The sequence below is a fragment of the Chryseobacterium rhizoplanae genome, from assembly GCF_900182655.1.
Lineage (GTDB): Bacteria > Bacteroidota > Bacteroidia > Flavobacteriales > Weeksellaceae > Chryseobacterium > Chryseobacterium rhizoplanae.
In genome coordinates, this window is sequence record NZ_FXTC01000001.1 from 991,929 (window position 1) to 1,016,217 (window position 24,289).

The 24,289-nt window shown below is 36.4% G+C and carries 21 protein-coding genes; 10 read left to right on the forward strand and 11 right to left on the reverse strand.

Features of this window, described 5'->3' with window-relative positions; genetic code table 11:
* Nucleotides 1–162: 162 nt before the first annotated feature.
* Entirely contained in the window at nucleotides 163–1,707 is a 1,545-nt protein-coding gene (locus FN817_RS04325; RefSeq protein WP_142716867.1) for a hypothetical protein, read from the reverse strand.
* A 148-nt stretch (nucleotides 1,708–1,855) separates the two neighbouring features.
* On the opposite strand from FN817_RS04325, the gene FN817_RS04330 reads away from it, so the two are divergent.
* From FN817_RS04330 to leuB, 4 genes are all read left to right on the forward strand, one after another.
* Nucleotides 1,856–3,019: a 2-isopropylmalate synthase gene (locus tag FN817_RS04330; RefSeq protein ID WP_142716868.1), complete on the forward strand. Its 1,164-nt coding sequence runs from the start codon at nucleotides 1,856–1,858 to the stop codon at nucleotides 3,017–3,019.
* A 29-nt stretch (nucleotides 3,020–3,048) separates the two neighbouring features.
* Complete coding sequence (leuC, locus tag FN817_RS04335; RefSeq protein ID WP_142716869.1) at nucleotides 3,049–4,437, forward strand: 3-isopropylmalate dehydratase large subunit; 1,389 nt, start codon at nucleotides 3,049–3,051, stop codon at nucleotides 4,435–4,437.
* Nucleotides 4,438–4,663: 226 nt separating this feature from the next.
* On the forward strand, nucleotides 4,664–5,272 hold the full coding sequence (gene leuD / locus FN817_RS04340) for a 3-isopropylmalate dehydratase small subunit (RefSeq protein ID WP_142716870.1): 609 nt from the start codon (nucleotides 4,664–4,666) through the stop codon (nucleotides 5,270–5,272).
* The gene (leuB, locus tag FN817_RS04345) at nucleotides 5,253–6,377 is read left to right on the forward strand and encodes a 3-isopropylmalate dehydrogenase (protein ID WP_142716871.1); all 1,125 of its coding nucleotides are present in this window, start codon (nucleotides 5,253–5,255) and stop codon (nucleotides 6,375–6,377) included. The genes leuD and leuB overlap by 20 nt, the downstream gene beginning before the upstream one ends.
* A gap of 90 nt (nucleotides 6,378–6,467) precedes the next feature.
* On the opposite strand, the gene FN817_RS04350 is transcribed toward leuB, so the two are convergent.
* From FN817_RS04350 to FN817_RS04385, 8 genes are all read right to left on the reverse strand, one after another.
* A complete protein-coding gene (locus FN817_RS04350) occupies nucleotides 6,468–6,653 on the reverse strand; it encodes a hypothetical protein (protein WP_142716872.1) in 186 nt (61 codons plus the stop codon).
* 72 nt (nucleotides 6,654–6,725) lie between these two features.
* On the reverse strand, nucleotides 6,726–7,331 hold the full coding sequence (locus FN817_RS04355) for a DUF4230 domain-containing protein (protein ID WP_142716873.1): 606 nt from the start codon (nucleotides 7,329–7,331) through the stop codon (nucleotides 6,726–6,728).
* 3 nt (nucleotides 7,332–7,334) lie between these two features.
* A complete protein-coding gene (locus FN817_RS04360; protein WP_142716874.1) occupies nucleotides 7,335–7,898 on the reverse strand; it encodes a TlpA family protein disulfide reductase in 564 nt (187 codons plus the stop codon).
* Nucleotides 7,899–7,900: 2 nt separating this feature from the next.
* Nucleotides 7,901–8,368: a pyrophosphohydrolase domain-containing protein gene (locus tag FN817_RS04365; RefSeq protein WP_142716875.1), complete on the reverse strand. Its 468-nt coding sequence runs from the start codon at nucleotides 8,366–8,368 to the stop codon at nucleotides 7,901–7,903.
* A 319-nt stretch (nucleotides 8,369–8,687) separates the two neighbouring features.
* Entirely contained in the window at nucleotides 8,688–9,107 is a 420-nt protein-coding gene (locus FN817_RS04370; RefSeq protein ID WP_142716876.1) for a hypothetical protein, read from the reverse strand.
* Between the two features lie 10 nt (nucleotides 9,108–9,117).
* Nucleotides 9,118–9,831 (reverse strand): glycohydrolase toxin TNT-related protein, encoded by a 714-nt coding sequence (locus FN817_RS04375; RefSeq protein ID WP_142716877.1) that lies wholly within the window; start codon nucleotides 9,829–9,831, stop codon nucleotides 9,118–9,120.
* Between the two features lie 468 nt (nucleotides 9,832–10,299).
* A complete protein-coding gene (locus FN817_RS04380) occupies nucleotides 10,300–13,230 on the reverse strand; it encodes a reprolysin-like metallopeptidase (protein ID WP_142716878.1) in 2,931 nt (976 codons plus the stop codon).
* A 435-nt stretch (nucleotides 13,231–13,665) separates the two neighbouring features.
* A complete protein-coding gene (locus FN817_RS04385) occupies nucleotides 13,666–14,805 on the reverse strand; it encodes an acyl-CoA dehydrogenase family protein (protein WP_047422917.1) in 1,140 nt (379 codons plus the stop codon).
* Nucleotides 14,806–14,996: 191 nt separating this feature from the next.
* Here FN817_RS04385 and FN817_RS04390 point away from each other — a divergent pair, with 191 nt between their 5' ends.
* The 6 genes from FN817_RS04390 (at nucleotide 14,997) to FN817_RS04415 (ending at nucleotide 21,934) form a co-directional block, all read left to right on the forward strand.
* A complete protein-coding gene (locus FN817_RS04390; RefSeq protein WP_142716879.1) occupies nucleotides 14,997–16,910 on the forward strand; it encodes an endonuclease in 1,914 nt (637 codons plus the stop codon).
* 246 nt (nucleotides 16,911–17,156) lie between these two features.
* Nucleotides 17,157–17,762 (forward strand): SatD family protein, encoded by a 606-nt coding sequence (locus tag FN817_RS04395; protein WP_047422919.1) that lies wholly within the window; start codon nucleotides 17,157–17,159, stop codon nucleotides 17,760–17,762.
* 2 nt (nucleotides 17,763–17,764) lie between these two features.
* A complete protein-coding gene (locus FN817_RS04400; protein ID WP_142716880.1) occupies nucleotides 17,765–18,460 on the forward strand; it encodes a DUF3307 domain-containing protein in 696 nt (231 codons plus the stop codon).
* 36 nt (nucleotides 18,461–18,496) lie between these two features.
* A complete protein-coding gene (gene purC / locus FN817_RS04405; protein ID WP_106915727.1) occupies nucleotides 18,497–19,219 on the forward strand; it encodes a phosphoribosylaminoimidazolesuccinocarboxamide synthase in 723 nt (240 codons plus the stop codon).
* A 126-nt stretch (nucleotides 19,220–19,345) separates the two neighbouring features.
* Nucleotides 19,346–20,845 (forward strand): amidophosphoribosyltransferase, encoded by a 1,500-nt coding sequence (purF, locus tag FN817_RS04410; protein WP_047422921.1) that lies wholly within the window; start codon nucleotides 19,346–19,348, stop codon nucleotides 20,843–20,845.
* A 141-nt stretch (nucleotides 20,846–20,986) separates the two neighbouring features.
* Nucleotides 20,987–21,934, forward strand: a complete 948-nt coding sequence (locus tag FN817_RS04415) for a glycerophosphodiester phosphodiesterase family protein (RefSeq protein ID WP_142716881.1) — start codon at nucleotides 20,987–20,989, stop codon at nucleotides 21,932–21,934.
* Nucleotides 21,935–22,026: 92 nt separating this feature from the next.
* On the opposite strand, the gene FN817_RS04420 is transcribed toward FN817_RS04415, so the two are convergent.
* Together FN817_RS04420 and FN817_RS04425 are read right to left on the reverse strand one after the other, a co-directional pair.
* Nucleotides 22,027–22,734 (reverse strand): porin family protein, encoded by a 708-nt coding sequence (locus FN817_RS04420; RefSeq protein WP_142716882.1) that lies wholly within the window; start codon nucleotides 22,732–22,734, stop codon nucleotides 22,027–22,029.
* An 808-nt stretch (nucleotides 22,735–23,542) separates the two neighbouring features.
* On the reverse strand, nucleotides 23,543–24,127 hold the full coding sequence (locus tag FN817_RS04425) for a porin family protein (protein ID WP_142716883.1): 585 nt from the start codon (nucleotides 24,125–24,127) through the stop codon (nucleotides 23,543–23,545).
* Nucleotides 24,128–24,289 lie beyond the last annotated feature (162 nt).

Here is a 24,289-nt window from a genome sequence, read left to right on the forward strand (position 1 = left end):
CTATTAACAGTAGATCCTGATGGGATCAAATCCAGCTCCAATAGGAGCTAATTGTTAATAGAACATATTTGTTCTAAAATTATAGCTCCAGAGGAGCGACCTGTTAATAATAAATCTGTGAGAGATTATATTAAAAACAAAACACCCAATAAATTGTTTTATTTAATGTTTTCTTTTATATCTGACCTTTTGCTTGATAATCTCGATCACATCGACATTCTGGACCTTAGATTTGATCCATCCATGGATATCAATATAAAATAATGAACGTCTGTAATATTCATTTTTAGAATAGGCTTCCAGCTTTTTATCAAAAGTTTCAAATGCCTTCTGCCTTTGATCCAATACCTGATTATTAAGAGTTTTAAAAAACTGGATACTTTCAAAATGGAACTCTTCCGGCTTTTTCATTTTTTTTGCAAACTTTAAAGTAGAAGCGATAAATTCATCATAATCTTCATCATTTCCAGACTCATATTTTGCCATTAAGATCAGAATTCTGGTATGAAACAGCAGATCTTCCTGTACATTTCCTTTAGATTCTATGACTCTCATAGAATACTCAATAGATTTATCAAACATTTTACTGCCAAAGAACATAGCGGCCATTTTCAGATAGAGAATCATAAAATGGTGCTCATCAATTCTTTCTCTGAGTTTTTCCATCTTTAATTCCACTTCAGGAATAAGCTTGGTTCCTGTGAAAAATTCACCTTTCACAAAGTGAATATTCATCAGCGTATTGTAATGGGTAAGGAAAATAAGGGACTGAAGATTTTCATTCTGCACAAAATTCTCAGCATGTACCATTGTATTAAAATTTGCGAAATGCTCCTCCAGAATATCAATATTTCCGTACAAAAACAGGATCTTCAAGAGATAAGTGTTCCCTTTGATATACCAAACCGGGTGGCTGTAGATCATTTCAGGCTTTTTATGAAAAAGATCTACCCACTGATAAGCGTATTTCAAGGTATATTTATAATCCTGCAAAAGTTGGTTTTTCCAGACATGGGCTTTATAATACCATAGTTTTTCAGTGAAGTTTAGCTTCTCAGGGTTTATATTTTTTATCTGGGCATTAAAAACATCCATTACTTCCTGCCGGTCTGCATCATTTTTTACGTAGCCGTGAGTAAGCATTTCACTGTATAATTTAAGAGAAAGATTAGACAGTTTTGTGGTATAACGGTTCTGTTTGCTTATTTCCTGCGATTGCTTGATCAGCTCTTCGGCACGGCCTTCAATACTTCGGGTAATGAATTGTGATTCAATTACTTTTTCAAGGTCAATAATTTCTGAAGCGATACTTTTTTCATCCAGTTCCAGTGCAGATTGCTTGGTTTTGTCCAATATCTTCAGAGCTTGTTTGTAAAGACCTTTCTGATACAGAATATTAGCAAAATCCAGCTGTTCACGAAGCTGAATTCTATAGTTCTGATGGCTCGGGTTCATACGAAGGCTTACCAGGATCTGTTTGTAAAGATGGGCTTTAAGATTGGAAAGCTGCTGTTTGGTGGAAATTTTTTTCTCAATAATCACAGTTTCATCATATTCCTTCATCTTATCCATTTCGGAAAAGAGCAGCAGAAATTTGGCATCTACATTAATTCCCAGACGGTTCACATACAACTTAAACTGTCGTTTTTCAGAGGTGGTCAATGACTTTACCAATACAAACAAAAAATCTTTCTGCAATTCTGCCATTGTAAATTTTTATAAATTAAAATACTGATTAATAAATGAATACGATTGTTTTTTCAACTGTTGAATATTGTAATTTTCAGAAAAAGTGAAAATGGAAAAATATTGCAACCCGTAGTTTTGAACCAAAATTAAGTAAAAATCTTCACTTATGAATTCCGAAAAAATTGAAATTTTTGATACAACACTAAGAGATGGGGAGCAGGTTCCGGGATGTAAACTGAATACGGAACAAAAACTGATTATTGCAGAAAAGCTTGATGAGCTGGGGATTGATATCATTGAAGCGGGATTCCCGATTTCCAGTCCGGGAGATTTTGAATCGGTTTCAGAAATTTCAAAACTGGTAAGAAAAGCGAAAGTATGCGGGCTGACAAGAGCGAATAAAAAAGATATTGATGTAGCCGCAGAAGCACTGAAGTTTGCAAAGAGACCAAGAATACATACCGGAATCGGAACTTCTGATTCTCACATTAAATATAAATTCAACTCAACAAGAGAAGATATTATTGAAAGAGCAGCCGAAGCGGTAAAATATGCCAAAACTTATGTAGAAGATGTGGAATTTTATGCTGAAGATGCCGGGCGAACGGATAATGAATATCTGGCAAGAGTTTGTGAGGCTGTTATCAAAGCCGGAGCAACGGTTTTAAATATTCCCGATACCACAGGCTATTGTCTGCCAGAAGAGTATGGTCAGAAAATAAAGTATCTGAGAGAAAATGTAAAAGGAATTGAAAAAGCGGTGCTTTCATGTCATTGCCATAATGATCTGGGACTGGCTACAGCCAATTCTATCGCGGGAGCTATCAATGGAGCACGCCAGATTGAATGTACTATCAACGGATTGGGAGAAAGAGCTGGTAATACGGCTTTGGAGGAAGTTGTCATGATTTTAAAACAGCATAAAGACTTGAATCTTCATACCGATGTCAATTCAAGAATGCTTAATGAAATGAGTGCGATGGTATCTGATCTGATGGGAATGTCTGTACAGCCCAATAAAGCGATTGTAGGAGCCAACGCTTTTGCTCACAGCTCAGGAATTCATCAGGATGGAGTGATCAAAAACAGAGAAACTTATGAAATCATAGATCCTGCAGAAGTAGGCGTGAATGCTTCTTCCATTATTCTTACCGCCAGAAGCGGACGTTCAGCACTGGCTTACCGCTTCAAACATATTGGCTATGAGGTTACCAAAAATGAACTTGATTATCTGTATCAGGAATTTTTGAAAATCGCTGATCTTAAAAAGGAAATAGGAAACGATGATCTGAGCTTGATGATGGATTCTTTCAACAGAAAAATAGGATAGGTTTGATTTTAAATCAACATAAAAGTAAAATGAACAACAGTAAAAAGACACTTTTTGATAAAGTATGGGACGCTCACGTGGTAGAAACTATTCCTGACGGACCTCAGATTATTTATATAGACAAACATCTTATCCATGAGGTAACCAGTCCTCAGGCTTTTGCAGAACTTGAATCCAGAAATCTGGAAATATTCAGACCGGAACAGATTGTAGCAACAGCTGATCATAACGTGCCCACTCTGAACCAGGAACAGCCTATCAGGGATGACCTTTCAAGAAACCAGGTAGAACAGCTTACGGAAAACTGTAAGAAAAACAATATCGAACTCTTCGGATTGGGACACCAATATCAGGGAATCGTTCATATTATCGCTCCGGAATTAGGAATTACCCAACCAGGAATGAGTATTGTTTGTGGAGACAGCCACACGTCTACCCATGGTGCATTTGGATCTATTGCTTTTGGAATCGGAACCAGTCAGGTGGCACAGGTATTTGCCAGCCAATGTCTGTTGCTTAATAAACCAAAATCAATGAAAATTACAGTCAATGGTACACTGAATGAAAATGTTCAGCCCAAAGATGTGATTCTTTATATCATTTCAAAAATAGGAACTGACGGTGGAACAGGATACTTCTGTGAGTATGCAGGCAATGTATTTGAGGAAATGTCTATGGAAGGAAGAATGACAGTCTGTAATATGAGCATTGAAATGGGTGCCAGAGGCGGAATGATTGCTCCCGATGAAACAACTTTTGAATATGTTCACGGAAGAAAATTTGCTCCGCAAGGAGAAGAATGGGAAGAGAAAGTAGAGTATTGGAAGACTTTGAAAACAGATGAAGGAGCTTCATTTGATAAAGAACTCAGTTTTGATGCTTCTGATATCTACCCAATGATTACTTACGGTACCAACCCTGGAATGGGTATTTCAATCCGTGAGGTGATTCCGGCTCCGCAGAATGAATCGGAGGAGAAAGCATTACAATATATGGGATTGGAAGCCGGACAGACCGTTAACAGCATCAAAGTTAATTATGTTTTCATAGGAAGCTGTACCAATGCAAGAATAGAGGATTTCCGCTCTGCAGCTCAATATATTAAAGGGAAAAGCAAATCGGAAGCTGTAAAAGCTCTGATTGTTCCCGGATCTCAACAGGTAGTTAAACAGATTTATGAGGAAGGCCTGGATAAAATATTCAATGATGCAGGATTTCAGATCCGTCAGCCGGGATGCTCAGCATGTCTGGCGATGAATGATGATAAAATTCCTGAAGGTGAATATTGTGTTTCCACTTCCAACAGAAACTTTGAAGGCAGACAGGGACAAGGTTCAAGAACAATTCTTGCCAGCCCGCTTACTGCAGCAAAAGCAGCGATAGAAGGTAAGATTTCAGCTTTTGAAAGTTTAAACTAAAAGTAATTTTAAATTTATTTTAACCACAAAAGGCACAAAAGATTGTGTCGTTTGTAAGAAGAAGTTATCATTTGCTTACATAAATAGAGTACTTAAGCTTATGAAAATTTTTGATTTTCATTCTTTTGCGAACTTCTTATATGGATTCTTTTATCCATCCTTAAGTAAACTGAGGTGAAAAAAACTTTTGTGACTTTTGTGGTTCAAGTCTAACAATGTAGAATACATGCAAAAATTAGTTGTTTTAAAATCCCGCGCAGTTCCATTGCCGGCAGAAAATATAGATACAGACCAGATTATTCCGGCCAGATTTCTGAAAAGTATAGACAGAAAAGGGTTCGGGGAAAACCTGTTCAGAGACTGGAGATTCAATATCCATACAGGAGAACCCAATCCTGATTTTGTTTTAAATAATCCTAAATTCAGTGGTGAAATCTTGGTTGCAGGAAACAATTTCGGTTGTGGAAGCAGCCGTGAACACGCAGCCTGGTCTTTGACAGATTATGGATTCAAAGTAATTATTTCCAGTTATTTCGCTGATATTTTCAAAGGAAATGCTTTAAATAACGGACTTCTTCCGGTGAAAGTATCTGAAGAATTTTTAAAAGAAATTTTAGAAGGAATCAATGAAAATCCTGACAATGAGATCGCGATTGATGTTGAATTACAATCCGTAAGCTTTAAAGATACAACGGAGACTTTTGAGATTGATTCCTATAAAAAGATATGCCTGTTGAATGGTTATGATGACATTGATTTTTTAATCAGCAGGAAACAGACGATCACAAATTTTGAACTAAAGACACAAAAAACAAATGAGCAACAATTATTTTAAAATCGCGGTTCTTCCCGGAGATGGGATTGGCCCGGAAATCATCAGTGAAAGCATTAAAATATTAGATGTTATTGCTGAGGCTTTTCAATGTAAATTCCATTTTGACTATGGATTAATTGGGGCAGAAGCTATTTTCAAAACAGGAAATCCTTTGCCTGAAGAAACATTAAAGATCTGTAAAGATTCTGATGCTGTACTTTTCGGAGCCATTGGTGATCCGGTTTTTGATAATAATCCTGAAGCGAAAGTAAGACCGGAACAAGGCTTATTGAAACTCCGCAAAGAACTGGGTTTATTCGCCAATATCCGTCCTTTGAAAACATATCCGTCCCTGATTGATAAAAGTCCGCTTAAAAGAGAGATTATTGATGGGGCTGATATTCAGATTTTCAGAGAGTTGGTAAGCGGGATTTATTTTGGTGAAAAATTTACAGATCCCGAAGGAGAGTATGCTTATGATGTCTGCAAATACAGCCGTGAAGATATTATTCCGATTGCGCATATGGCATTTCAGGAAGCTCAGAAAAGAAAGAAAAAGCTTACCCTTATTGATAAAGCCAATGTTCTTGACACTTCAAGATTATGGAGAAAAACGTGTCAGGAAATTGCACCGGAATATCCTGATGTACAGCTTGATTATATGTTTGTAGATAATGCCGCCATGCAGCTGATTCTTAATCCTAAACATTTTGATGTTATTTTGACTGAAAATATGTTTGGAGATATTATTTCAGATGAAGCCAGCGTGATTGGTGGTTCCATCGGACTGCTTCCGTCTGCTTCGGTAGGAGAGAAGAATGCTTTATTTGAGCCTATCCATGGATCTTACCCGCAGGCCAAAGGGAAAGGAATTGCCAATCCTATTGCTTCTATTTTAAGTGTGGCCATGATGCTGGACCATCTGAATTTACAGGCAGCAGCAGATAAATTAAGACAATCTGTAGAACATGCTATTGAGAACAAATATGTCACGATTGATCTTAATACCAAACAATATTACTCAACAAGTGAAGTGGGAAGCTTTATTGCAGACCATATCAGATATTCCGAAAAATTGTATTATAATTTAGAAAATATAAAGATCGGAAAATCAACCATTGTATAGAAAAACAAAAAGTTCAATTAGATAGTTAGAAAGAAAAGTTCCGCCTCGTATGAGACGGAACTTTTCAATTATAAAGGCCTGATGGCTTTTTTATTTTTTTGTATTATCCGTTTTTCCTGATTTGTTCTTTGAAGATTTCTGAATATCTTCTTTGTCAATATCAGGCGGATTAGACTTTTTCGATGCAGCAGGAATGTTCTGAAAATCCTGATTTTGCTTTTTAGTTTCTGCAGTATTGGCAGATTCTTTCTTTTTGGTGTTTCCTTTTGTATCCATGACTTAAATTTTTTAATTTCAAGAATATGGATAGTATCATTCAAAGGGTTTGCCAAACCGAAATATTTTATCCTAAAGTCCTAAAATACCAATTTTCCCGGTTTTATCCTCAATGGTATAATTCAGCGCTTTTGCCAAAACAAAAACATTATTCAGGTTTTCCATCAGCTGTTTACGACCCTCATTTCTCAGTTGATTCTGATCAATTGATTTTTCTGCCGTTTCTTTAGCTTTTGCGGTAACATTCTTAATATCTTTTTCCGAAATTCTGTTAATGAAAGAATCATCTAAAGATTGAATCTCAACACTCGGTGTAATTCTGATCTCAGCGTCAGGAAGTTCTGTAATAACCAGCTTTTTGTTGATGGAATCTACTTCGATCTTCATTTTATTAAGATCATAAGAAACCTGTGCATTGGTCTTTGTATATGTAATAATGCTGTTGCTGGAAACTTCTTTCCCGAATACTTCATAGCCCATTTTGGTTTTCTGCATACTGGAAGTGTTCTGTTCCAGCACCACCATCTTATTCATCTTGGAAATCTGATTGGTCAGAATATAATAATCCGACTGTTCAGTTTTAGTTCCAAGGTTCAGACAGGACTTCAGACCAAAAAACAGAAGCACCATAGCGCCGGCGCCGGCTGCAAAGGACAGGATTGTTCTATAATTTCTCAAAATCTATTTAAAAATTTCTTTAATAACTGAGGAATCGTTCTTTTTAAGGATTTCAACCAAATCTCTTTCAATATAACCCGTAGTAGGCATTTCTACGATTCTTCCAATCTCTTTTCCATATCTTTTAAGGATAATGGTAGGGACCTTCTGAAGATTATAAAGACTTTCATCCCCGGTAGGAGATTCTTTCTTACGGTTTACGGCAATAATGTTTAATTTATTTTCCGGATAGTTTACGGCTTCCAATATTTTCATCAGCCTTGGAAAATCTCTGTGGCTGTCTTCACACCATGTTCCCATGAAAACAATCATGTCATAGGTCCCGATTTTCTCTTTTTTTAGTTCACTGACTGCTTTTTGGTCAAGGGCATATTCATCATGCTCCTTTACATACCAATCTGCATAAGGAGCCTTCAAAAACTGCTCTTTCAGTTGGTTTCCCAAAAGCATTTTGCCGTCTTTCTGAGTTTCAACCTCGCGGTTTACCACTAATTTTTGAGCGCTAAGCTGTTGTGCAGCTAAAAATAAGCTTGAAAAGGCAACAATATTGGTAATAAATTTTTTCATAATTATTTCTCGATAATTGATTTTAAATCAGCAGGAGAGTAGTATTTGTTTTTTAATACTTTATGATCGGCCTGTCTGTAAACATTAAATTTTTCTCCGGACTTTTCATAAAAAGATTCTACTTCCTTCTCTTTGTAGAATTCAACGGTTTCCTTTGCCTGCTCTACATTATCACACGCCTTCGACATATTGGAACGCTGAACTTCGTTGAATAGCTCTACAAATTTGCTGCCAAGTCCGAATTCCAGCACAGCACCACTCAAAACATACTGAAGATCACATAATGCATCTGCAATTTCTACAATATTATTGTCCGCAATTGCCTGCTTCAGTTCGTTTAGTTCTTCCTGTAAAAGTTCTACTCTCAGATTGCATCTTTCCGGAGAAGGAATTTGTGGGGTATCTAAAATAGGGGCTTTGAAAGTAGTATGGAATTCTGCTACTTGGTTCAGACTATCAATTTTATCCATGAATTTTTTTATTTCCCACAAAGATAGAAAAGGATTTGTAAAATGTGAAATGTACAGAAGGAAATGTATAAATAAAGAGGTTGGGGAGAATTATGATATCAGATTTTGTTCTTATTTTTTTGTGTTTACATAACCACAGATGATACAGATTTTCACTGATGTTTGTGTTTAAGTAGAATGGTATATTTAATTATGTTTTGAAAATTAAAATCCTTTTATAAATCTAAAGGTTATCTGTGGACAAAATTGAATCTATAAAAATTAAAAACCACAACATGAAAATTGTGGTTTTGTTTTTAAATTGGTTGATTATAATCGATTATTTTAATTCTTCATATTTCCAGATGCCTGAGATACTTAATGTCGTCAAGCCCGGCTGTTTTTCACCATAACTAAATACACCAATGTATTTTGAATGACATGATGTGCAGTCAGTACCAAAGTATAAAGTTGGCTGATCATTGACTGTCAGTTCTCCGAAATGAAGCATTCTTTGGGAAGTTTCATTAACAATTCCATGTTTTAACAATTCACTTTTAGATATTACTTTATCTTCATTATATAATTTGAAGATTGGAAATCCTGATTCGTAAGGCTTTATCTCAATGGTATTTTCATGACCGCAACTACAGCAGGTAAAAGTGGTAATGGCTGAGGGAAGAGCCTCATCATTGATGAAAGTGCTTTTTGTAACAGAAGCTTTTTTAGTAATGCTTATTTTATTTGAAATTGAATACATCAGAATAATTTTATGGCTGAATAACTGTGCCTACTAAGTTAGGATATTTTCCGCTTGGACTTTTCTTAATAGTGACTTTTATATAACCTTCTTCTGCCAGCTTATTCCATGTTTTCTGATAACCTGTATTGATGTCAACCGGGATTTTCCACATGGTTTGTTTTCCTTTCCCTGCCTGGCTAAACCAAGGAATGATGTCTGCTGTCTGGGTTTTGAACTGCATTGAATTATTCAGAACATCAATCTCATAATAGAAATCATACTTGTCTTCAGCCTGGTTTAATGCTCTTTGGGTAAACGTATAGGTATATCCGTTGATGATAGGACTTGTAAAGCTTCCTCCCAAAGTAGGAACACCTGTTCCGTTGTAACTGCCTACAGCTCCGCTGTATCTGTCAAATTTCTGCCCAACCTGTAAAGCAACATCATCAACGATATTGTAGCCTCCGTTGGCAGGTGGCCATCCGCCATTTAAATTATTAGCCTTAAAAAGCGATTCCAGCTCGCTCCATTTTCCTCGTCTGTAAAGATCGTATGCCTGGTTTCTAACGGTTATGCTTACTGTATTGTTGGGGTCATAAGTTACCGCCAGTTCATCAGCGTTTTTGTAGAATACGGTGGTGACATCGGGATTAATGTCTATTACATCATCATTGTCTGAGCTACAGGCAACCGAGAATGAAGTAATGGCTAAAAAAAAGAGGTACTTAAATAAATGTTTCATATAAAAAGTTTTAAATTATTTTAAAACAGGAGGTATTAGAAGGGGCTACCTTTTTTGAAACATCATTCTTTACAAAAACCTTAAGTGGAAATATTGATATCAATAGTATTAATGTTTTTCCAATCGAAAAATAATCGGAATCTGCTTTGATAGTAGATTTTCCGGCAGTAGATATTATTTAAAATCAAGTGTGATAAAACAGGGTCGAGAGAAGCAACTGTCAGACGTTTAAAAACAACTTTGGAGCTCCCTTAAATACAAACTGGGGTAAACGGTACAATAAAAGAATATTATTGTGCGATAAATTTAAATCAAAAAACTCAAATACTAGTGATTTTATTTTAAATAAAATATTTTTATGAAATTAATTACAATTATAAATGTATTTAATATAATATTTTACATTTTGTAAAAAATAAAACTGCCCTGTAAAGGGCAGTTTTTCACATCGTTTAATTTTAAAAGTTATTAATTTTTAATAAATCTTTTAGATGATTCTCCAATTTGAAGCATATAAGCACCTTTGATAAGATTACTTACGTTCACAGAGCCTCTCTGAAGTTTTCCTGAATCAATTAGTTTTCCACCCATATCGAAGATTTTATAGTCTTCTGAAGTTGTGTTGGAAATATAAAGGATATCTCTTACAGGGTTTGGATAAAGCTTAATATCTGTGATCAGATCTTTTGTATTCTGAAGATCTCCTTTTCCTGAAGAAACGATATTAAGGGTGTAATCCTCAACCTGGCCATAAGTGAAAGCTTCACATGATGAAGTAGGGATTGAACTATATTTCATCATTACTCTCATTCTTGTAGATCCAACGGTTGCTGTAGCCGGAATGGTGATAGATCCTGTAACCGGGCTTGTTGTAGATCCAGCTTTTGTCCATGCTAATTCTCCACTGTCTGTAAAGTCTCCATCACCGTTGTAGTCAATATAAACAGCGTATGCTTCGCTATATTTTGTTGATGTCCAAACCGGAGTAACAGAGATTGTATAAGCGCTTCCTCTGGTTACATTAGTAGAAACTGAAGTGAAGTTTTCATAACCTGCAGTTCCAGTAGAAGTATTATTTATAGATCCGAACGTCACATTTCCAATTCTTTCATCAGCGGTGTTGGATGCTGAAGAAGAGCAATATGAAACGCTTCCTCCTGCAAGAGTGGTAACACTTACCGTATTGCTGGAAACAGAAGCATTTCCTGCCGCATCTTTTGCTTTAACAGAGAAAGAATACGTTGTTGATGGAGTAAGTCCAGTTACAGTATAGGTAGTAGAAGCCGTAGAACCAATTAATGAAGCCCCCTGATATACATCATATCCGGTAACACCTACATTATCGGTAGCACCTGACCATGAAAGGTTAGTTGTTGTAGCAGTAGTTCCTGAAGCAGCAAGGGTAGGAGCTGTAGGAGCAACGGTATCAGGAGTTCCGGAACCTGCATTTACAGAAATGTTAGCATTGTTAACATCAAAGAAAATGTGGTTTGATCCTTTTACCATAATTCTTCCTGTCGATGTATTGGCATTAGGAATCGTCACTGCCTGTGAACCGTCATTTGGAGTTCCGGCTAATAGAGTAGTCCATGTATTTCCGCTGTCTGTAGACCAAAGAATGTCAACATTGGCTGTATTTACTCCGTTTGCTGTAGTTCCTGCTACATCCCATGTAATGGTTTGAGAGCTTCCTCCTGCATAGGTAGTTGCTGAGTTTTGTGAAGTTACAAGGAATGGGCCTGCGGTTGAGTTAACTGTAATTACAGCATCATCGGAATTGTTTCCTGAGCCTCCGGCTTTGTTATCACGAACCGTGAATCTGAAATTCAATGTTCTTGCAACTGAAGAAAGAGCTTCTACAGTGATTTCGGAACCTGCTGTAGTAGTTGCACCTGCTAATACAGAAGCCATTCTTGGGAAGTATCTTGCAGGAGAGGTTGTAGGAACCCATGATCTGAAGTTCGGTCCTGAAGCTTTTGTTGCGCTGGCTGCTGAGCTTGCTCCTGTTTGAGAAGAAGAAGCATTGTCCATTTGCTCCCAGATATACGTTAAAGAATCTCCGTCAGCATCCGTTCCTGTACCTGTCAGTACAAATGGAGTTCCTTTTGGAATTGTATAGTCTAAGCCTGCATTTGCTGTCGGAATTGAATTTCCTGTGTTTGTATTGACAGAGCAGGTTTTAGCTTTGATATTATTAGTGATCTGCTGAATGCTTATTGCATGGAAAAATGCATCAGAATGCGGCTGGATATCCTGGCTGGTAATTCCTGCATACCCCATAATGGTTGATCCTGATCCCGGTTCCATATTGGCCCCAGTTCCTTCATTGTTCATAGAGAATGTGTGATTTCCTCCGAACTGGTGACCCATTTCATGAGCCACGTAGTCGATATCAAAGTTATCTCCTGAAGGGATGGCATCTGCCGGAGAAGTATATCCGCTTCCTTTTGATCCGTTGGTACAGATACAGCCGATACAACCTGCATTTCCTCCGCCTCCTGAAGCTCCGAACAAGTGTCCGATATCATAGTTGGCTTCACCAATTACAGAAGTTAAAGTACTTTGTAACTGTGAATTCCAGTTGCTCATTCCTGAAGCTGCAGAATAAGGGTCTGTGGAAGCATTGGTGTAGATTACAGCGTCATTGTTGGCGATCAGAACCATTCTTGCTGCGAAGTCTTTTTCAAAAACACCATTTACACGGGTCATTGTGGTGTTCATTGCAGCTAAAGCCTGAGCTTTTGTACCCCCGAAATAAGTAGTGTATTCTCCGGTACAGGATAAGGCTAATCTGAACGTCCTTAGTTTGGCATCATCAGCATTAGGTCTTGCCGCAAGAGCAGAGTTGGAAACTCCTTTCTGTGCAGCATCTACTACTGTACATTCAAACTTGTTAAGATCGTCTTTTTTATCAGATTTTCTGTACACTACATAAGAAGAAAGATCTTTGGTGTAAGGCTCAATGAAAACAGCCGATTTATCACCATAAATTTCCATGGAAGACAGTCCTAGTGGAGAAACACTGAAGTAGACTGTAGAATTTGGATCATCCAGACCTTGTCCAACGTAGGACTTGATATCCGGATATTTTGCTGCCAACTCAGGGGCAAAATTGGAATTCTCTCTCACTTTAAAATTTTCCATTCTGCCTTCAGAATTTGGAAAAGAGATGATGAGTTCAGATTTTTCGCCTACAGCCAGTCTTTTGGGAGCTTTTGCCAGAGCATTTTTCAATCCGTTGATGTCCAGGTTGTAAACCTTAGGGTTGCTGATGCCGGTTTTGTTTTCAAAAACCTCTGATGAAGCTTTTCTGGAACCTTCAGACCAAAGACGGTCAGTCTGTGCGAAAGAAACACCCGAGATAAGGAGCATTCCAATCAGCGTTAATTGTTTTTTCATATTAAATATTAAATTTGATTGTGGAATATCAAAGCTAATGAAAAATATATTATGAAAAACAAAATTTTTTAAGAGAAATTTGGAATATTGGCTTAAAATACTATGCGATACATTGAATATAATTGAAAGAGCCTATTAATAAAAGAAAAGTGAAATTGATGAAATGAATTTTAATTGTAAAAAAAATGAAATAGGTGTATTTTTTTTATTAATTTATTAAAATGAGACAATAAAATTTATTAAATATTTAATTGTGTTGGGTGATAATAGTGAATTGAATTTTAGTAAATATTACCAAATGCTACACATTTTGTCCACAAAAAAAGCTGTTTCATTTTTGAAACAGCTTAATATATTTATATGATCCTCAATAGAAGGGCTGTAAAGTCCATGAACTTTGTCCCCCGTTGACCATTTGTATTAGGATTAAAAGATTTATTTTGTAATATCTCTTCCGATAACCAGTCTCTGAATCTCAGAAGTACCTTCACCAATTGTACAAAGCTTAGAGTCTCTATAGAACTTTTCAGCCGGGAAATCTTTTGTATAACCGTATCCTCCGAAGATCTGAACAGCATTGTTAGAAATTCTCACACAAGCTTCAGAAGCATATAGTTTAGCCATAGCTCCTTCTTTTGTCATTTTCTGTTTTGCATTTTTCAAGGTAGAAGCTCTTTGGATAAGAAGTTCTGCAGCATCAATTTCTGTTGCCATATCTGCTAACATAAAGTTGATCGCCTGGAAATCTGCGATAGGTTTTCCGAACTGATGTCTTTCTTTTGCATATTTCAAAGCAGCTTTGTAAGCTCCTCTTGCAGTACCCAAGCTTAGAGCAGCGATAGAAATTCTACCACCATCCAATACTTTCATAGCCTGCTTGAAACCTTCACCTACTTCACCTAAACGGTGGGAATCCGGTACGCGTACATTATCAAAGATTAGTTCTGCGGTTTCAGAAGCACGCATTCCTAATTTATTTTCTTTTTTCCCGGAAGTAAATCCAGGCATTCCTTTTTCTAAAACAAAAGCGGTAGAGTTGTTCTTAGCACCTATTTCTCCTGTTCTTGTCATTACTACAGCAATATCTCCTGAAATAGCATGAGTGATAAAGTTTTTTGCTCCGTTGATAACCCATTCGTCACCATCTTTTACAGCGGTAGTAGACATACCTCCTGAATCTGAACCTGTATTGTGTTCTGTAAGCCCCCAAGCGCCGATTACTTTTCCGGAAGCCAGCTGCGGAAGCCATTTATGTCTTTGTTCTTCATTTCCAAATTCATAGATATGGTTGGTGCAAAGAGAGTTGTGTGCTGCTACAGAAAGACCGATAGATGGGTCAACCTGAGAAATTTCATCCAGAATAGTCACATACTCATGATAACCTAAACCAGAACCTCCATATTGTTCAGGAACAACAATTCCCATAAAACCCATCTCCCCTAACTGGTGGAATAAGTCTTTTGGAAAAGTCTGGCTTTCATCCCACTCCATAATGTTCGGTCTGATGTTCTTTTCTGCAAATTCTCTAGCCGTCTCCGCTATCATTTTGATGTTGTCAATAGTCTCTGTATTCATATCATAATAGTTAGTGCCCAAAGATAACCAAATTGATGGAATGCTAAAATAAATTATTTCATTCATAATATTTAAGCGGTAATGCGTTTAATTTTCAATTTTTTATATTTCATGAATTAATGTTTTCTTAATAAAATATTCAATCTTTTCCGTTTTTTATTTCACTATTTTAGTTCCCCAATTTTAAAGGCATGAAAAAAATTTTACTTCCTATCATTTTAATTTCATCATATATTTCTGCTCAGGCACCTGCCGGATATTATGACGGAACAGCCGGATTGACGGGGTACGCGCTGAAGTCGAAGCTACACGATATTATTTCGTATAAAATGATCAACTGGCATTATGATGATCTGAAGACACTTTATAACCAGACTGATCTTGACAAATATTATGATCATGATGCTTCCAATACCCAGTACATGCTGGATATTTATTCGGAAATACCTCTGGGACCTGATGCTTATGAATACAAATCGGATCAGTTAATAGCTGGTGCGTCCGGAGAAGGATTGGGTTACAACAGAGAGCATATGATGCCTCAAAGTACATTCAGTACAAGTTCTTCTATAAGTGATTACCCTATGTATTCGGATCTGAACTTCATTATTCCTGTTGATGCCTATATCAATCAGCGAAGGAATAATTATCCTTATGGAATAGGAAATAATACCAATCATTATATTTTCAGCAATACTTCGAGGATGTCCAATGCTGCAATTCCGAATTATCCTTATACCGGAAGAGTTTACGAACCTATTAACGAATTTAAAGGAGATATTGCAAGAACCTTATTATATTTTGCCGTAAGATATGAAGGGAAACTGGGGTCGTTTAATACAGCTTATACTACATCAGCCAACTTAACCCCGGCTACAGATCAGTGCCCGCTTGACGGAACCGAAGAAAGAGCTGTTGATCTTCCATACGTTGCTATGCTGAAGCAATGGAGTGCCGCAGATCCTGTTTCACAGAGAGAAATCGACAGGAATAATGCCATATACACCCTACAGAAAAACAGGAACCCATTTATTGATCATCCTGAATGGATTGATATGATCTGGTCTGAAACTCCTGATAATGTTGCTCCAACAGCTCCCGGCTCCCTGGTTTCAACGCAGCAGAACGCTTATTTTGTAAATCTGAACTGGACAGCTTCTCCTGATACCGATGTTTTAGGATACAGAATTTATATGAATGGTTCAGCAACACCTGTAGCTGTTACAAAAGGAACTTCTATAAGCATAGACCACCTGACCCCGGCTACGACATATACTTTTACAGTGAAAGCTTTTGATAAAGCCTATCTGGAATCTCCGTTCAGTAATACGGTTACAACTTCAACAATTGCTTCGGATTCATATGCTCAGGATCTTATGATTACAAAGTATATATCAGGAACCAACACAGATTTCGTTAAAAATAATGCTCTGGAAATCGTTAATAAAACGGGACACGAAGTCAATTTGAACAATTACAGGATCAATATCCAGTTTAAAAACAATTCTTCAGGGGCTATTTACAGTGGGGATACCTATGAGCTGGAGGGTAAAGTAGCAAACAATGAGACTTTTGTTATTTTGAATCCAAAAGCTTCTTTATCATGTTATACCAATGATCAGGCAAGATTTGTAACGGCTTCTGATCCTATGTTATTTGCAGGACAGAACTACGTGGAGCTTGCTTATAATAAAACGGTTACGATAGATGCTATCGGCGTAAAATATACTACCAATAATAACGGAAACGTATCTTTATACAGAAAAAGTACGGTTAATCAGCCGGCAAGTACTTTTAATATCAGTCAATGGGATTCTTATCCGTCCAATTACTGTCAGGACCTTGGTGGTACATTGTCATCTTCGGAACTGATTACTTCTGCCAATGAATTTAAAATATACCCGAATCCGGTTTACGATGATCTCTATGTAAGCGGAACTGCTGAACAGGTAAAAACAGCCCGGATTATAGATCTTTCCGGAAAAGTGATTTACACAGAGAAAGATCCGTTCAGAAATAAGAAAAGTATTTCAGTGAAGGGGATTCCAGCGGGAATTTATTTCTTGCAGCTTGATGATAAGGCCCATCAGTTTATTAAAAGATAGAGTATGAGCGGATAGCAGGAAATAGTTTCTTGCTTAAAAATAAAGTAAAAATGTAGAGTTAAAGTAAATGTAATAAGAAAAATTTCATCAGTTTTTGCATTTTCATAAATTTAAGTCTTTCATTAAAAGTCTAAAAACCTTATGGTTACTGCATAATCGATATAAGCAGATTCACTAATAATCAATATCTATAAGTGTTTCTGCTTATATTTTTTATTTATAAGTAATTATGCTTATATTTGCAGTATGATAGCGGTCATTACCGGTGATATTATAAATTCACAGCATGCGGACACTGAAGTTTGGATTACCAGACTTAAAAATCTTCTCGAAAGATGGGGAAGCGCTCCCGGCACATGGGAAATCTACAGAGGAGACGAGTTCCAGTTCAAATGCAATATTGATGATGTTTTCTGGCGGTTTCTAGCCATAAAATCTCTTATTAAAAGTCTGGAAAATTTAGATGTAAGGATGGCCATAGGTATTGGTGAAGAAAGTTTCTCTTCTGAGAAAATCACAGAATCTAATGGTACGGCCTATGTACATTCCGGAAGACTGCTTAATGACCTTAAAAATGACGGTCACACCGTTGCCATCAAAACATCCAGCGACCCAGTGGACAGGGATCTTAATATCCTGTTGAAATGGTCTTCCAAAGATTTTGACAACTGGACTATGGCTACGGCGGAGATCATTCATGAAATGATCATGAATCAGGATATTACCCAGGAAGATCTTGCTAAAAGATTTGCTATTTCACAGTCTTCTGTAAGCCAGAGACTGAAGCGAGCCAACTATGAGCTTATCGTGGAAACCAACCAGTATTTCAGAAAGAAAATCTCAGAACTATAGGCATGATCTTTATCAAACTCATATTGGCACATCTACTCGGAGATTTTATACTTCAGCCAAATTCATGGGTTGCAGATAAGGAGAACTATAAACTAAAAAGTAAGTTTTTATACCTTCATGTTCTGATTCACACGGCATTAAGCTTTATTTTTCTTTGGGATCTGAAACTTTGGTGGGTATCTGTTTTGGTAGGAATCACTCACTTCATTATTGATGCCGCCAAACTGACATTTCAAAATGTAAAGACTAAAAAAAGATGGTTTTTCATTGATCAGCTGCTGCATGTTCTTGTGATTATCGGAGTTTCATTTTATTTCCAGGAATTCAGCTTTGGATTTTTACAGGATCAGGAATTTTTAAAGATACTTATGGCAGCGTTGTTTTTAACAACACCAGCGTCTATTTTTATCAAAATTTTATTGTCATCATGGACACCTGCTCCGGATGGCCCCAACACTATTCAAACCGAATCTTTATCAAGTGCCGGAAAATATATCGGAATTTTAGAACGTCTGCTGGTCTTCACTTTTATCATGGTGAATCACTGGGAAGGCGTAGGTTTCATGGTGGCTGCCAAATCTGTTTTCAGGTTCAGCGACCTTGCACAGGCAAAACAGAGAAAACTTACAGAATATGTATTAATTGGTACGCTGCTGAGTTTTGGACTGGCTGTCTTAACAGGAATAATTATAAAATAAATCAATAAATCTAACTACAATTTAGAAAGTAAAATTATGAGTCAAAAGAAAGAAATGTTGTACGAGGGGAAAGCAAAACAAGTATTTGCAACCGATAATCCTAATGAAGTAGTAGTACGTTTCAAAGACGATGCTACAGCATTTAACGCTCAAAAGAAAGGTCAGGTTGATCTTAAAGGGGAAATGAACAACGCCATCACAACCCTTATTTTTGAATACTTAAATGAAAAAGGAATCAAAACTCATTTCATCAAACAATTGGACGAAAGAGAGCAGTTGGTAAGAAAAGTATCTATCATTCCTTTAGAAATGGTGGTAAGAAATTACTCTGCTGGTAGCATGGCACAAAGATTAGGAGTTGAAGAAGGAATCAAATCTCCGGTAACCATCTTCGATATCTGCTACAAAAAAGACGAATTGGGAGATCCGCTTATCAATGATCACCACGCTGTTTTCTTGGGAGCTGCTACTTACGAAGAGCTTGACGAAATGTATGAATTGACTTCGGATATCAATGAAATCCTTATCGATCTGTTTGATAAAATCAATATCATCCTTGTAGATTTCAAAATCGAATTAGGTAAAACTTCAGACGGTGAAATTATCCTGGCTGATGAGATTTCTCCGGATACCTGCAGACTTTGGGACAAAGATACTATGAAGAAGCTTGACAAAGACAGATTCAGAAGAGACTTAGGAGAAGTTACTGAGGCTTATGTAGAAATCTACAACCGTCTTAAAAATCTTTTACAGAAATAAGCTTTCAGAGAAGGGTTATTATTCTGAAAATAATTTGTTATTTAAAACAAAAATTAAAAACTGAAGTTAACTTAGACTAATTTCTAACATCTAATATCTAACTTCTAATCATTAGAAAAAATAGAAATGAAAAGTTTAGACATTCATAAAAGTGAATATTTAAAACAGTTTGAAACCCAGACTTACGGAAGAAATCTTTTCAGAACTCAGGAAGAGGAAAGACTGGATGCTCCCAATGAAGAGTGTGGGATCTTCGGATTGTATTCGGATAATGATCTGGATACTTTCTCTCTTTCACAGTTCGGGCTTTTTGCATTACAGCACAGAGGCCAGGAAGCTTGTGGTATCTCCGTTTTAAAAGATGGAAGAATCACCAATATGAAAGATGAAGGTCTGGTTTTAGATGTTTATAAAGAAATTCAGGAACCTGAAACTTTTATGGGAAATTCTGCAATCGGGCATACCCGTTATACCACTGCAGGAGACAAAAAGAAATATAATTTCCAGCCATTTTTCGCGAAAAACGAATATGACCAGATTATACTTTCTATAGCACACAACGGTAACCTTACCAATGCGAAAGAATTAAAAGAGGAATTAGAGGCGGAAGGCGTAGTTTTCAGAGCTACATCAGATTCTGAGGTAATCCTTAGACTGATCCAGAAAAACCTTGATTTAGGCCTTCGCGGAGCTATTAAAGCAACGATGGAAAAGATAGAGGGAGCCTATTCCGTAGTGGGAATGACAAGAAATAAGTTCTTTGCATTCAGAGACTTCAACGGAATCCGTCCATTGGTTTTAGGAGCTATCGACGAAAGATCTTATGTAGTAGCTTCAGAATCTGTGGCATTGGATGCTGTAGGAGCTCAATATGTACGTGATATCCTTCCTGGTGAGATCATTTATACTAATGAAAACGAACCTGGAAAACTTCATTCTTATATGATGGATGAGGCGAAAGGAAAGCAGAGAATATGTTCTTTTGAATATATTTACTTTGCAAGACCTGACTCTACTTTAGAAAACATCAATGTATACGAAATCAGAGAAAAATCTGGAGAGAAAATCTGGGAACAGGCTCCTGTAGAGGCTGATCTGGTTATTGGAGTTCCGGATTCCGGAGTTCCTGCTGCTATTGGTTTCTCTAAAGCTTCAGGAATCCCTTTCCGTCCTGTTTTGATTAAAAACAGATATATCGGAAGAAGCTTTATTGTTCCTACACAGGAAATGAGAGAAAGGGTAGTAAACCTTAAACTGAACCCGATCATCTCTGAGATGAAGGATAAAAGAGTAGTGATCATTGATGATTCTATCGTTAGAGGAACAACATCTAAGAGACTTGTTAAAATTCTAAAAGATGCAGGAGTAAAGGAAATCCACTTCAGAAGTGTTTCTCCACCAATTATTGCACCATGTTATCTGGGAATTGATACTCCATCAAAAGATGATCTGATCTCTGCCAACATGACGACAGAAGAACTTAAAAATTATTTAGGAGTAGATTCCTTAGAGTTTTTAAGCATAGATAACCTGAAAACTATTTTAGGGTCTGCCAATCACTGTTTCGGATGCTTTACAGAAGAATATCCTGTAGGAAAAGGAGAAGAGGTAGATTTATTCAACTAATCTCTCTTTATTAAAATCATAAAACAAAAGAGCCGGGCTATCACCTGGCTCTTTTTCTTATAAATGTAGCAGAAGCTTAATATTCCTGTATTATACAATATACAATAGAGTTTTAATTTTGTCTGATTAAAACTTCAGGATATGAAAAACGCATTTTTCACGGGTATTTTTCTGGTATTTGCCCAGCTTTACACTTCACAATCTTTCGATAAACAGGCACACCGCGGAGGGAAATCTCTTTACCCGGAAAATACCATCCCGGCAATGAAAAATGCCTTAAAAATGAATATAACGACCCTGGAAATGGATCTGGCTATCACAAAGGACAAAAAAGTAATTCTTTCCCATGATGCCTTCCTTTCGCCTGAGTTGGTTACCAAGCCGGATGGAACCTACATTCCAAAAGACTCAGGTTTTTATTATAAAATCTATGAAATGCCTTACGCAAAGATTAAGACATTTGATGTGGGCTTAAAGAAACTGAGCAACTATCCTGACCAAAAGAAAATGAAGGTTCAGAAACCTCTCTTTTCAGAAGTTATAGACGCATGTGAAGCTTATGCCCGTGAACTAAAGAGACCATTGCCTTTTTATAATATAGAAACCAAAACTCGCCCTTTCTCTGATAACATATTTCATCCGGAACCGAAAGAATTTGTAGATCTGATGATGAAGATTATTGTTGAGAAAAAGATTCAGGACAGAGTGATTATCCAGTCTTTTGATCCCAGAACACTGGAAATCCTTCATAAAGAATATCCTAAAATAATGACCGCTCTTCTGGTTGAAAAAGTAGATGATAAAAAGCTGGCTCAGCAACAGGCTTATTTTAAAAACATTCCTGTAGAAAAATTCAAAATGTATCCCGATCATTTGACCGGAGTGGCAGGAGATATGAAATTTTTGAGCTTTACACCTGCCATTTATAGTCCCGAACATAATCTTGTAACACCACAATTAGTACAAGAATGCCACGCATTAGGAATGAAAGTGATCCCATGGACTGTGAATACAAAAGAAAGATTGAAGGAATTAAAGAATATGGGAATAGACGGAGTGATCAGTGATGATCCCAGAATATTTGAATAAATCTTTTTTAAATATAAATAGCCGGAAGAAAAATCTTTCGGCTATTTTATGCGTGCAGGTTAATGCACTTAGGTTAAAAAATTGGTTTTTAATTAGAACTTATAGTTCAAACCTAACTGAAATACTCTGTTGTTGTTTTCAGCAGCAGGTCTGCTTTTATCAATTTTAGTTAAGCTGTTTACGTATCTTGCACTTACACCAATGTTGGAAGTGATATCATACCCTAAACCAAGACCCAATCCGAAATTGAATTTGTTGATCATATCTTTGTCGATATCCTGAGAGTTTGAACTTGCAGTAGTTGTAGTAATACCTCCTGTAGTACTTGCTACAGTAGATTCTGATTTGTTTTTACCATTAAGGAAATAACTGAATTCTGGTCCTGCTTCAATATAAAACTTATCGATAGGTCTCATTTGAACCATTAATGGAACTGAAATGTAGTTCATTTGCACTCTGCTCTGTACTTTAGTCTTTACGTTGGTAACGCCATTGTCTGTTTCTGTAGAATACATTACATCTTTAGCCCCCATTTGGTTGAACAATACCTCTGGCTGAATGCTGAATTGTTTTGAAATCGGAATATTAACGAATGCACCTGCGTGGAAACCTAGTTGCTGAGTATTGATCCCAAACTTCTGCTGGCTGAAATAAGAAGAGTTTCCCCCTGCCTTAATACCAAATCTAACGGGTTGAACATCGTTTTTTAGTGGTGATGCATTTACTGTTTTTGTTTCTGTCTCTTGAGCGAAAGCTAATGTACCAGCAGTTAATGCTAATCCCAAAAATAACTTCTTCATAATTTTATTTTTTTAATTTTACTATTTGTGCGTCAGATGATTTCTCAATCAGACTCCAATTATTTTGCAAATTGCTTGCCAAAGTTGAAAAATGCTTGTTTACAGAGGTTTTGAAGGGGTTTTTCAGAAAGTTTTTTTTAATCATTTATCCCTTTTTAATGAATAAATGTATTCCAAACGGGCTATTTTATGAAAAGAGTTAAAGAGTTAAAAAAAATTACTGTAGATAATTGAAATGATAAAAAATTTAAAAGCAGAAGCTGTTTATATAAAATAGAGTAGCCAAACCATTTCAGAACCTGAAATTAAAAATCAGACCTTATAGACCCGGCATCGTTTTGAAAATAATAAATATCCCTATTTAAAGTTTTAATTTTTATTCCTTGTTACAAACATCTGTCATAAAGGGGAGAAGTGTTAAAATCATATAATAAGCGAAAAAGTCAGGCTTAAACTAATAAACCTGACTTTTTCTATTGAAATCAAAATGTATCTAATTATTGAACAAAATACATTCCTGTATTCTGCCTTGCATTCTATGCATTAACAAACCCAATGATGTTCCCGTTAAAAGTTTATAATGGTAATAGTTACGTTTGAGTATTAAAATTCAATTGATTGATCAACTGAACCGATACCTGTTTCATTGTAAAACGGAATCATACGTTGGATTTCCGGAATAGAGTACAATCATTACTCAGTACGCAAATTTCTTGCCAAAAAGCATCTACCAAATAAAAAAGCCGGATTATATTTAATCCGGCTTTGTATTGGTTAGAAATTTTGCTTTAAAAGCTCATCTTATTTCTTAGAATTTATAAGCTAAACCTATTTGGAATACTCCGTTTCTAGAAGCATCACCAGGGTTATTTTTAGGCACATCAGATAATCCTGCGGTATATCTTAGATTCACTCCAATATTTTGTGTGAAATAATATCCAGCTCCAAGACCAATTCCGAAATCAAAAGTTTTCAAATTATCTTTAACATCTACAGATGAACCATTGGCTTTTCCTTTAGCACTGATAAGGAACCCGAATTGAGGACCTGCTTCTACATATAGATTAGGAATCAGATTGTACTGCAACATTACCGGTACTGCGATATAATCCGTATTGAGTTTTACATTGCTGTTAGATTTAGCTTTACCACCCATCCCGCTATATAATACTTCCGGTTGTACAGAGAAATCCTGTGCTACTGGAATGTTTGCAAAAACACCACCGTAGAATCCAGCTTTTGAATTCAAATCGCTGTTCGAAATAGTTGAAATATTAAGACCTGCTTTAACACCAAATCTAACTGGAGAAGATGAAGCAGTAGAAGTTGAAGTCTTTTGAGCGAAAGTAAAAGTACCTGCTACCAGGGCAAGACCTAAAAGAATTTTTTTCATAAGTTTTATATTTTAATAGTTATTAAGTTTTATTTAACATTTCATTAAGAATCAAACGGCGTGCCAAAGTTAAAACATATTGTAAATCCAGTGTTTATTCTATAAATTGGGGGAAGTAGATCTTTATTTTACATGAAAAAGCCGGATTAATTTTAATCCGGC